Source organism: Bacillus sp. UNC437CL72CviS29 (assembly GCF_000482345.1).
In the GTDB taxonomy this organism is placed as follows: Bacteria; Bacillota; Bacilli; order Bacillales; family Bacillaceae_G; genus Bacillus_A; species Bacillus_A arachidis.
Genome location: NZ_AXVB01000040.1, coordinates 1 through 9,620 on the forward strand (window position 1 = coordinate 1; position 9,620 = coordinate 9,620).

The window sequence follows — 9,620 nt, forward strand, 5'->3', positions numbered from 1 at the left end:
CTTGGTGTTATATGTTTTTAGTTTCTTACTTGTTTTATAAATACTATACAACTACACTAGTGGAGTCTTGCCTACAGAGGTAAGGCTTTTTTGTTTTATCTAATTTTTTGTCTCATACTTAAAAATAGAGAGAAAAAGATTTTATAGAATAATTGATCAAGACTTGTTTATTTTTGGTAAATCATATTGATTAGTATTTAATTTTTTTTAGGAGATGTTGTATGTGCAAGTGTAACTTGCTCTTTTTATACTATAACCTTTTATTTTTATATACATATAATGTATTAAGAATTAATTGTAAAGGAGGAGTATGTTATATGACACAATTGGAGGAACTAGAAAAAGATGTTAATCAAATGAATCTAGATTTAAAAGCTATTCAACATGATGTGAAAAATTTAGAAGCAAGAATACTAGTAGCTGAAAGGGATGTTTTAACTATTAATAAACAATTAGATAAAATCAGTGCGAATACTACATGGATTTTACGATTGATCGTAAGCGCATTGGTAACAGGGGTACTTGGTGTACTCGCAAGAAACTTGTTATAGGAAAAAAAGGTGTTGGTCAATCAAAACGGACCTAGCGAAGCAGAGGGAGTATTTGACTTGACCAACTGCACGATACCCAAACCCTCTTGGTAGTGAACAAACATTGTTTGTTCCTGCCAACCGGCGAGGGAGCCCCTCAAGGATTGAGGGGTTGGGGAGTTCGATGGATGGGGTCTGGGGAAGAGTTCCCCAGTGGGTTTGGGCAAAGCCCAAGGTTTGTTTTTACCATGCTAAGCATGGATCGGCAAAGCCGACAAGCGTCGCAGACCCCTATCGATTTTGATGCGTTAGCGTCAAAATACGTATAGAGTTACGTTAATTGACTCCATTTCGTCGCTTTGCTAGACTTATGGTATCAATTAATCTAGGGGAAGTGGTGGCACTTTATGTTGTTCTCTATTTCATTTAATCAATCTCACCAAAGTTCATTAAGCCATAATAACAGGGAAAACATTCATGGGAATCCTGGCATCGATCCATCCAGGTTAGACGAGAATATTTATTTTGTTCAAAAAGATATCCGAAGTGTATACAAGGATGTTTTTCAAGAAGCGGTAGACAAGTATAACGAGAAACAAAAACGGAATGACCGTAAGATTAAGGACTACTATGACAAAATACATAAAGACGAAAAGACACATGAGCAACGAGAACTCGTTGTAGCGATTGGGGAAGGCAAAGACGACCCAAAGTATAGGGAAGCCAAAAAGGAAGCGTTAAAACAGTACGCTGGGGCGTTTCAAGAGCGAAATCCAAATTTAGCAGTTTATAACATGGTTTTGCATGATGATGAAGCAAATCCGCATTTACATATTAACTATGTACCGAATTTCGAAAGTAGTCGAGGATTAACGAGGCGTGTCGGAATGGATAGAGCCTTGCAACAACAAGGTGTTGAAGGAACGGGAATAAAGTTAATTGCGCATTGGAGAGAAGTGGAAACGGCTTATATTGAGCAATTAGCGAAAGAACACATTCCGAATTTTGAACGTGCTAATGTAGGTTCACATAAATATATGAAAGTCCGTCAATACAAGGAATATGCAGAAACAAAATCACTTGTTGAGAATCAAGTACAAGAAAAAGAAATGCAGTTAGAAACGATTGACCATCACTTAAAAAGTGCTGAAGAAAAAACAAATGAATTACAAGTAGCGAAAAAGAGTTTGGAAAGTGATGTCGTTGATCGGTATAAAGAATTAGAAACAGTGAAACAACAAGTGGAAAGTGAAAGTGAAAAACTGCAGTTGATTGGCCAGCGTTATGTAGAATTAGAAAAAAGAGTAAAACAACAGCAAGAAGAATTAGATAGTGTTGCGGATCAATTACCAAATGAACCTATTAAAATTCCATTTTTGCGTAAAGAAGTAGTAACAGAAGTACATGATAAAGTGTTTGGAAAAGCTGAAATCAAGAAGAAACAAACAAGAAATTATGTGTTATCACCAGAACAATATCAAGAATTAACAAAACAAGTGAATGCAGCGGTTACTATCAAAAAGGATTATGAGCGTTTGAGAAAAACAGACTTTGTGAAAGAGTATCAAAGTTTAAAAATGACTGCAGAGGGTTGGATGGAAGAGAATAGGATATTGAAACAAGAAAAAGGTGAGTTAAAAAAAGAAGTTAGTGTATTACATAAGGAAATGGGAGCTTTAAAAGCTCATATAAAGGATTTACAAACAAATATAATGGTTTTATACCAACAAACGAAAAAAGCTTTAAAAGAGCAATTTCAGATGCTTAGAGAGCTTGTTAAAAATGAATTGGTTGGTAGGGGAGTTAATAATCATTTTGAACAGGAACATAAGAGGGAAGTGAATAAGCAGAGAGGGTTTGATATGGAAAGATAGACGTGATAATGGTGAAAAAGAGAATTGATTTTTAGTAGATGGAAACCTTTAGTAACTTATTTCATGTTATTATAAAGAAAGACGAAAAAACCGCCCAAAGTCTTGGCGGACAGGCGGTTTTTCATAATAAGGTTGGAATCAACCAATATATATTCTATATACATTCTAACATATAAAAGTTGATTCCTTCCACTAAGGGAGAGAATTATTTTATGACAAAAGTTGTAGATTTTGGACAAGCTGAAAAAAAAGCGAAGTTAAGAGATAGTAAGATTGATAGTATTTATGATCAGTTGCAAGCCGGCGGTTACTCAGAAGAAGAGAAAGCAATGCTCTTACAGTTATTAAGTAAGGCAACTGGCGGAGAAGAATATTTCATTGCAAAAAAGAAAAAACCAACGGATCGGGTGAGATTTGTGCAGATTATAATGGATAATATGGAATATTTGAATGGTATTGGATATTTCACCAATGCAGAGCAAGCGTTTTTATTGCAGATTTCTTCTTATTTAGAATTTAAAACTAATGTAATTATTGAAAAAAGCAGTAATGATAATGAAATTGATGCTAATGCAGCAACACCTAGCTATTTAGCTGAAAAGCTTGGTAAAACAAGAGAGAGTGTTTCTAAAACAATGAATTCTTTGCTAAAGAAAGGTGTTTTAGGGGTTGCAGAAGCAGGAATGACAACTGATGATGGCAGGATTTGCACAAGTCGTACATGGTTTGTAAATCCTAATATTATGTGTTGTTCTCCTAAGGATAGTGTTGATAGAGCAACTCAACATATTTTTAAAAAGTCATTAAGAAATTTTAAGGTTAAGGGCGATATCAAAAAACACAAATTACCAATTTATTTATTTTAGATGTCAATTTTACTATTGACATCTTTCTTTTTTGTATCATTTTCCATTTTATAGGTGTGAAAAAAAATTCACACAGGTGTGAAAAAAAATTCACACCCCACATCGTATAAACCCTTGTTATTACTGACTTTTTTCACTTTGCTCTTCTCACTCTTATATATAGGGCTAAAAGTTCCGCAAGGAACGGGTCGTATTTTTGAGAAACCCATTCAAAAATCTCCACCCTTTTCGCTTTGCTCCATCCTGGCAAAACTTTTTTCGGCTCGTTTGCTTTTCTGGCCAAGCCGAAGGACAAAAAGCAATGCAATGGTTCTCGACTTGGACTAGCAAGTATACGAGCCGAACCGCCAAGATCATTCGTCCTGGATTCGTTCTTATCCGTTATGACGTTACGTTTCAAACCGTGGGGTCTCGTCCCCACACGACGAGCCAGCACTCCAAACAAAAAGCAATGGAAGACCAAAGGGTAAGATCCAAACAAAGGGAGTGGGCAAGCTACGGGATTACCATGACAATCCCCAAAAACATCGTTTTTTGACTTGCTAGGAAGTTTCCTAGAACCTTTACTGTTCTTTCGTTCTCGAAATTTCATTTGTTTGTCCGAAAACGGTTGTTGCTTTGCTCGATTTGCAATATATAAAAAGACAAGATTAAAACAAAAAAACTAACCCTAGCAGAGGTACTAGTAGAAGTTTATTTCTTAAACAGTTGCTTGACTTGGATCAGTAATTGTACCCGACGAACCGCGAGTACTCATACTGAAAAATAAGGGGGGAATAGCATGATAAAACATTTTTACACCTTAAAATCACGTTATTATAAAGAAGTTTGGTAGTCTTTAATTAGCCTTTAACTTAACCTCAAACTTAAGGGAGATGTATAGATGAACATTGGTAGACAAATACAATATTTTCGTAAACGGGATAATATGTCCCAAGAGAAGTTAGCAGAAAAAATTCATGTTTCCAGACAATCTATTTCTAACTGGGAAAATGAAAGAAACTATCCAGATATTCATAATTTACTAATGATGAGTATTCTCTTTAACGTCTCCCTGGATGATTTAGTTAAAGGAGATGTAAAGATCATGAAAGAAGAACTTCAAAAATCAAATTTCTTTAAGTGGAGTTACATCATGTTAGCATCAATGATTATACTTCCTATTTCTATTGCACCTGTATTTCACTTTTTTGGTTATTATGGCCTTATAATACCTTTGGTACTTACGATTTTGCTTATGTTTTCATCACAGCAAGTTGAAAACATAAAAAAAGAACATAATTTAAAAACTTATCGTCAAATAGTTGATTTTATAGAGGGAAAACCTGTAAGTGAGGTAAAGCTTAATATAAAAGACAAATTATTAAAAATAGGTTTAATGCTTGCAAGTGCTTTAATTAGTTATAGTTTGATTTATTTAGGATTGAGTGTATTTGGAAGATAAATTAGAAAACTATTAAAAGTCCTTCGGATTGTTTAACTGGAGGACTTTTGTGTTTATTTACATAATTATCGTTATTGGAAGTAAATTTAAGTTGTTTTTAGAGTAGGTATAGCTAGTACAAATTCTTGAATTGCGCGCTTGAATTCCTCCTTGTTTTCTAAATAAGGATGATGCTTATCTTCTAAAATAGCAACGGACATATTGGGAAACTTAAATTTTTTATAGTGATCTGGTCCAATAGCATCATCATATTTGCCACTAATTACGAGAGTTGGTATTGAAATCTCAGCTGTGATTTGAGTATAATCTTGAAAAAACTCAGGATCAGCATGTACATATTTACGAAAATCGGGGCGGTGTTCAAGTTCTTTGTCTAAGTCTTTTAAGATTTTAAGATTTTTTCTATCCGTGAACTGTAAATCATAATATTTTCCCATTTCTAGCAGTTTTTCAGCCATTGCAGAAAAGTCTTCATAGAAAGACTCGATTGACTCATAAGAATCCAAAGCATTATCTTCTCCTAACCAGCTTCTTCCTACATTCATTTGATGTAGGTTTGACTCTCGCTTGTTTAGTGTACAATTAAGCAAGATTAAACTTAAGACACTGTCAGGGTATTGTTTGGCGTAGTTAGTAGCTAAAATACCACCAAATGAGTGTCCCATTACAATCCATTTGTCTATCTTTAATTCTTGTCTTATTTCCTCAAGATCTAAAAGTAATCTTTTTAGTGAGTAATCTCCTTTCGGAGAGAGTGAAGAGTGACCACATCCCCGCTGATCAAGATAATGCATTTCCATAAAACTTTCTAAAAGAGGGCCACCTGCCCGTTCAAAAGAGTAACTCCAATAACCAGGCCCTCCATGTAAGAAAATACAAGGTAATCCTTGTCCACTTTTGCTTATATGTAAGGTAGTACCATCGCTTGTCATTAAATTTTTCATTTTATAAATCCTCCTTAAGATGAACTTTTCATCATTAATAGTTCGTGACGGTTCATTGGAAAACCTACTTTAGAAATCTGCATATTCTATTCATGTAAGGTTAACATAACGCATCAATATCGATAGTGAAGAAATCCTTCTATATCCTACACGCCAATGGTAAAATATTGTAATTAAGCTTATTAATAGTTAAAACTAAGACATGTACTATGTTTTCACTTTTAACTTTACCAGGGGGATTAATATGAGTTATAAGATTGTGTTCTTTGATGTTGATGGAACCCTTACACATCATGAAAATGGAAGTATTTCTGAAAAAACTATAGAGGCAGTAAAGAGCTTAAAAGAAAAAGGTCTAAAAGTAGTAGCTGCTACGGGAAGACCTCTATCTATGTGTGAAGAAATTAGACAGTTAGGTATAGATACGTTTATTACAGCTAATGGGGCATTTACTATACATAATCAAGAGGTCATTCATAAATTAACAATGGATAAACGCATTGTGCAAGAGATATTTGAATATGCAGCAACAGAAAATCATGGCCTTTCATTTTATACAAAAGAATTCAATATGAATGGTGTAAAAGAAGAAAATATATTAAAAGCGCTAAAGGAAACATTATCATTGAATGATTATCCTAAAACTAATGAACTTATTTACAATGAAGAGATATACTTAATGTGTTTGTATGCCAATGACACGACGGTTGAGCAGTATACACAAAAATTCCCGCATTTAATGTTCAAAAGATGGCATCCTTATGTATTAAGTGTTCTTCAAGAGGATGTTACAAAATCTTTAGCGATACTGAAAGTTTTAGATTATTTCGGTATAGATAAATCAGAAGCTATTGCATTTGGAGACGGGGAAAATGATATTGATATGTTAGAATTAGTGGGACTCGGGATTGCAATGGGGAACGGTCATGAAAAGTTAAAGATGGTTGCTGATTTCGTAACAAAGAAATCAAGTGAAGATGGAATTGAATTTGCATTAAAGGAATATCAGGTAATATAAATGTCTCTTTTTTCTAAAGAGTTGCTATGTATATCCTATACATGCTCGGTTAACATAACGTAACATTATAGGGATGAAAAAGGATCTTCCATTTGAAGATCCTTTTAGCTGCTTGTTTAATTAAAAAAATGTTTTAGATTATAGAATAAAGTATTAGACAGGAGGGAACTCCTTAGCTGATATAATAGAAGGATAGGTGTAACTGAACCTTCTACCTTTTTGTATCAGCAATTTTTTGGGATTTATAGGTGCGAATTATACTTGGAACTCCTACAATCATACTGACCATAAAACTCCACATTACATACCGCCAATTTTCAGTGAGTAACGATACTCCTATAAAAAATACCAACTGACCTAAAAGGGCAAACCAGGAAAGTATCCATGCTCTCTTTAAATTTTCCTTCATTCCATAACCCCCTCTATCCATTAGTGGAATAACACATGTTAATTTGGTAAAAATTGATAATTTGAGTTTATCATAAATTTTTTCGACAGAGAATGGAAAGTATCAACAAGGCTATTTAACATAGCCAAATAGATAAAAGTATATTGTATATTCTATTCATGTTCAGTTAACATAACGCATCATTATCGGGATTCAATGTATTTAGGAGATTATTAAAAGTCCTCCAGATTGTTTAACTGGAGGACTTTTGTGTTCACATAATTATTGTTCTCTGAAGTTGATCTTGTAGCGCTCCTTCTCGTAATTCACTATGTTTTTCAAAGAAAATAGTGAAAGGCAAGGCGATGAATACATTTACAAAATGACAAAACTGTAAGAATACACGAATGTTTGTAAGAGAGTTCGATGTTTTCCTTTTTCTTTTTTCATTATAGTGAAAAAGAAGAACGAAATATTCTCTTATGTAGGAAAGGAAGATAATAATGATTGATCTATTAAATAAATGGATGTTAGAAAGTACAATCAATTTTAATATCGTTGTAGGACTTACAGCACTTCTATTTTTGGGGTCAGTAATTGCACTTATTATTATTTACAAAAAAATTGGTAAACCAGATGAAAGAACAAATGCTATTTATTTAAAAATTACTTCTCGTATGTTTACTACTCAAATTTTAATGAATGCTATATTTATTTCTTTAGTTGGTGAAGATATTGAGAATTTCCGCCAAATCTTTATATTATTTGAAGCTTTTGTATTCTTTATTGGAGCTATTTATTCGTTTAAATTATATAGACAGGAATACAAAAAATTCATTTATAAGAAACAATAAAAAATAGTAGTGATTTTACACTACTATTTTTTATTGTTCATTTTCAAATGTAAACTTTTCATTTTTAGTTAACTGTATATTCTATACATATAAGGTTAACATAACGTAATATTATCGGTAGCAAGGGTAAGGTGGAATCCTTAGTTTTATCAGGGTTTCTTTTCCTTTTATGTAAAATCGATATGCAGGATTTTATACATGGTTGATATAGCGGGGATTTTATGGATCCTCGCTATTCTGTTTTTGCATAAAATCTTGTATAAACTGAAGAGATTTTGGTGTTGGTATTGTGAGGTAACGGGTCTCTAAATTTAAACTTGATATGTGTTTCTAAGCTGGGGATTATAATATGTACTAAATTGATTATGCATGTGGAGATTATGTAAGTTGAAAATGAAAATAAGTAATATGTGAATTATTAGGGAAAAGGGTATATCATTGCTATAGCGAATATATTTTTGAGGTGAAGCGCTATGAAGACGTTATATAGTCCTGGCGATGTGGCAGAGCAACTAGGTATCCAATCTAGTACATTACGTAAGTATGCTGATGTACTAGAAAAAGAGGGTTATACTTTCATAAAGAATGAACGTGGGCATAGGAAGTATAGAGAAAGTGATGTAATGGTGTTTCGTAAGGTTATCAACTTAAAGAACGACACAGACATAACATTAGAAAACGCCACAAAACAAATAGTATCATGGCATCAAGGTGTTGAGGTATTGCCATTAGAGCGACACGAAATTGAGCGCTATGAAGAACCCGATTTCAACGCCACAACGCTACAGACGATGATTCAAAATCAAAAAGAAGTCATTGAAAAGCAAAATGACTTACTACAGGAATTGACCAAACGATTAGCGGAGCAAGACCAGCGATTCATACAAAGAGAATTAGAGTTATTGGGCGCTATACAAGCGATACAGGAATCCCATGCTCTTATAGCGATGAATACAAGCGAAGATATGGTGAAGAATCAAGGTCGTGATAAAATGCTTATGCAAACAATAAGAGAAGTTCAGGAAGTTAAGAAGATAATTGCAGCAAGTAAAGGTAAGAAATGGTATGAGTTTTGGAAATAATCTTTTAAATTTTGATTAATTAAGGGGTGAATTGAAATGGGAAGATACCCACCGATTACAATAATAAAAGAATTAGATAATAGCAAATATGCGATTTATAGTTTTGGTCCTAATATTGATAGTTGCGAGCAATACCCAGAAAGGTATGAAAGATGGCGTTTTAAGATTTTGAAAGATAAAATAACCTCTGAAGAAGGCTATATTTTACTTGATGAGATGCCTAAGGAACATTTCCAATTATTTTATAAGTGCGCATTTAAAGTATATAAGCAAGTTGAAAAATGTGGTGGAATGGAGAATTTTAAAAATATTGATTTACCAGATCGAATTTCATTTATTATTTAAAATTTATAAGGATAGATTGTATTTTATTTTAAAATAAGTATTTTTATATTTCTTTATTTACAGTGTTTTGAATGTATACTTTTGTTGTGCGTTTTGCGGATATCAGAGGATTTGGTATAAGGTCAACGTTTTATGATATTTGAATGTAAACTAATATACAAAAGTTTACATTCATTAATAACAAAAAAGTCCCTTCATAATGCTAAAGGGACTTTGCTCACACAAATGATCTGCACATCAATTCATCTTTGATATACAGATCATTTGTATGATAA

General features: G+C 33.1%; 10 protein-coding genes. 8 read left to right on the forward strand and 2 right to left on the reverse strand.

What is annotated here, in order from left to right; all coding sequences use genetic code 11:
* The first annotated feature begins 317 nt into the window (after nt 1–317).
* The 4 genes from M014_RS0120765 (at nt 318) to M014_RS0120790 (ending at nt 4,714) form a co-directional block, all read left to right on the forward strand.
* Nucleotides 318–551, forward strand: coding sequence for a hemolysin XhlA family protein (locus tag M014_RS0120765; RefSeq protein ID WP_026593405.1), 234 nt, complete (start codon nt 318–320; stop codon nt 549–551).
* 386 nt (nt 552–937) lie between these two features.
* On the forward strand, nt 938–2,404 hold the full coding sequence (locus tag M014_RS0120775; RefSeq protein ID WP_026593407.1) for a plasmid recombination protein: 1,467 nt from the start codon (nt 938–940) through the stop codon (nt 2,402–2,404).
* Nucleotides 2,405–2,616: 212 nt separating this feature from the next.
* The gene (locus M014_RS0120780; RefSeq protein ID WP_026593408.1) at nt 2,617–3,270 is read left to right on the forward strand and encodes a hypothetical protein; all 654 of its coding nucleotides are present in this window, start codon (nt 2,617–2,619) and stop codon (nt 3,268–3,270) included.
* An 883-nt stretch (nt 3,271–4,153) separates the two neighbouring features.
* On the forward strand, nt 4,154–4,714 hold the full coding sequence (locus M014_RS0120790) for a helix-turn-helix domain-containing protein (RefSeq protein WP_026593409.1): 561 nt from the start codon (nt 4,154–4,156) through the stop codon (nt 4,712–4,714).
* A gap of 86 nt (nt 4,715–4,800) precedes the next feature.
* Here the strand turns inward: M014_RS0120790 and M014_RS0120795 are convergent, their stop codons facing one another.
* Nucleotides 4,801–5,658: an alpha/beta fold hydrolase gene (locus tag M014_RS0120795; RefSeq protein WP_026593410.1), complete on the reverse strand. Its 858-nt coding sequence runs from the start codon at nt 5,656–5,658 to the stop codon at nt 4,801–4,803.
* A 244-nt stretch (nt 5,659–5,902) separates the two neighbouring features.
* On the opposite strand from M014_RS0120795, the gene M014_RS0120800 reads away from it, so the two are divergent.
* On the forward strand, nt 5,903–6,676 hold the full coding sequence (locus tag M014_RS0120800) for a Cof-type HAD-IIB family hydrolase (protein ID WP_026593411.1): 774 nt from the start codon (nt 5,903–5,905) through the stop codon (nt 6,674–6,676).
* 211 nt (nt 6,677–6,887) lie between these two features.
* On the opposite strand, the gene M014_RS0120805 is transcribed toward M014_RS0120800, so the two are convergent.
* Complete coding sequence (locus M014_RS0120805) at nt 6,888–7,085, reverse strand: hypothetical protein (protein WP_026593412.1); 198 nt, start codon at nt 7,083–7,085, stop codon at nt 6,888–6,890.
* Nucleotides 7,086–7,567: 482 nt separating this feature from the next.
* Between M014_RS0120805 and M014_RS0120810 the strand changes: the two genes are divergently transcribed.
* The 3 genes from M014_RS0120810 to M014_RS0120820 all read left to right on the forward strand — a co-directional run bounded on the left by M014_RS0120810 (nt 7,568) and on the right by M014_RS0120820 (nt 9,345).
* Nucleotides 7,568–7,918 carry a hypothetical protein gene (locus M014_RS0120810; protein WP_026593413.1) on the forward strand — a complete coding sequence of 117 codons (351 nt, stop codon included), beginning with the start codon at nt 7,568–7,570 and terminating at the stop codon, nt 7,916–7,918.
* Between the two features lie 473 nt (nt 7,919–8,391).
* Nucleotides 8,392–9,000, forward strand: a complete 609-nt coding sequence (locus M014_RS0120815) for a DUF3967 domain-containing protein (RefSeq protein ID WP_026593414.1) — start codon at nt 8,392–8,394, stop codon at nt 8,998–9,000.
* Between the two features lie 36 nt (nt 9,001–9,036).
* The gene (locus tag M014_RS0120820; protein ID WP_026593415.1) at nt 9,037–9,345 is read left to right on the forward strand and encodes a hypothetical protein; all 309 of its coding nucleotides are present in this window, start codon (nt 9,037–9,039) and stop codon (nt 9,343–9,345) included.
* Nucleotides 9,346–9,620 lie beyond the last annotated feature (275 nt).

What these genes read in the sequence shown, in the direction of transcription:
- M014_RS0120765 (WP_026593405.1), top strand. Translation starts at nt 318, where the DNA reads ATGACACAATTGGAGGAACTAGAAAAAGATGTTAATCAAATGAATCTA.
- M014_RS0120775 (WP_026593407.1), top strand. Translation starts at nt 938, where the DNA reads ATGTTGTTCTCTATTTCATTTAATCAATCTCACCAAAGTTCATTAAGC.
- M014_RS0120780 (WP_026593408.1), top strand. Translation starts at nt 2,617, where the DNA reads ATGACAAAAGTTGTAGATTTTGGACAAGCTGAAAAAAAAGCGAAGTTA.
- M014_RS0120790 (WP_026593409.1), top strand. Translation starts at nt 4,154, where the DNA reads ATGAACATTGGTAGACAAATACAATATTTTCGTAAACGGGATAATATG.
- M014_RS0120795 (WP_026593410.1), bottom strand. Translation starts at nt 5,658, where the DNA reads ATGAAAAATTTAATGACAAGCGATGGTACTACCTTACATATAAGCAAA.
- M014_RS0120800 (WP_026593411.1), top strand. Translation starts at nt 5,903, where the DNA reads ATGAGTTATAAGATTGTGTTCTTTGATGTTGATGGAACCCTTACACAT.
- M014_RS0120805 (WP_026593412.1), bottom strand. Translation starts at nt 7,085, where the DNA reads ATGAAGGAAAATTTAAAGAGAGCATGGATACTTTCCTGGTTTGCCCTT.
- M014_RS0120810 (WP_026593413.1), top strand. Translation starts at nt 7,568, where the DNA reads ATGATTGATCTATTAAATAAATGGATGTTAGAAAGTACAATCAATTTT.
- M014_RS0120815 (WP_026593414.1), top strand. Translation starts at nt 8,392, where the DNA reads ATGAAGACGTTATATAGTCCTGGCGATGTGGCAGAGCAACTAGGTATC.
- M014_RS0120820 (WP_026593415.1), top strand. Translation starts at nt 9,037, where the DNA reads ATGGGAAGATACCCACCGATTACAATAATAAAAGAATTAGATAATAGC.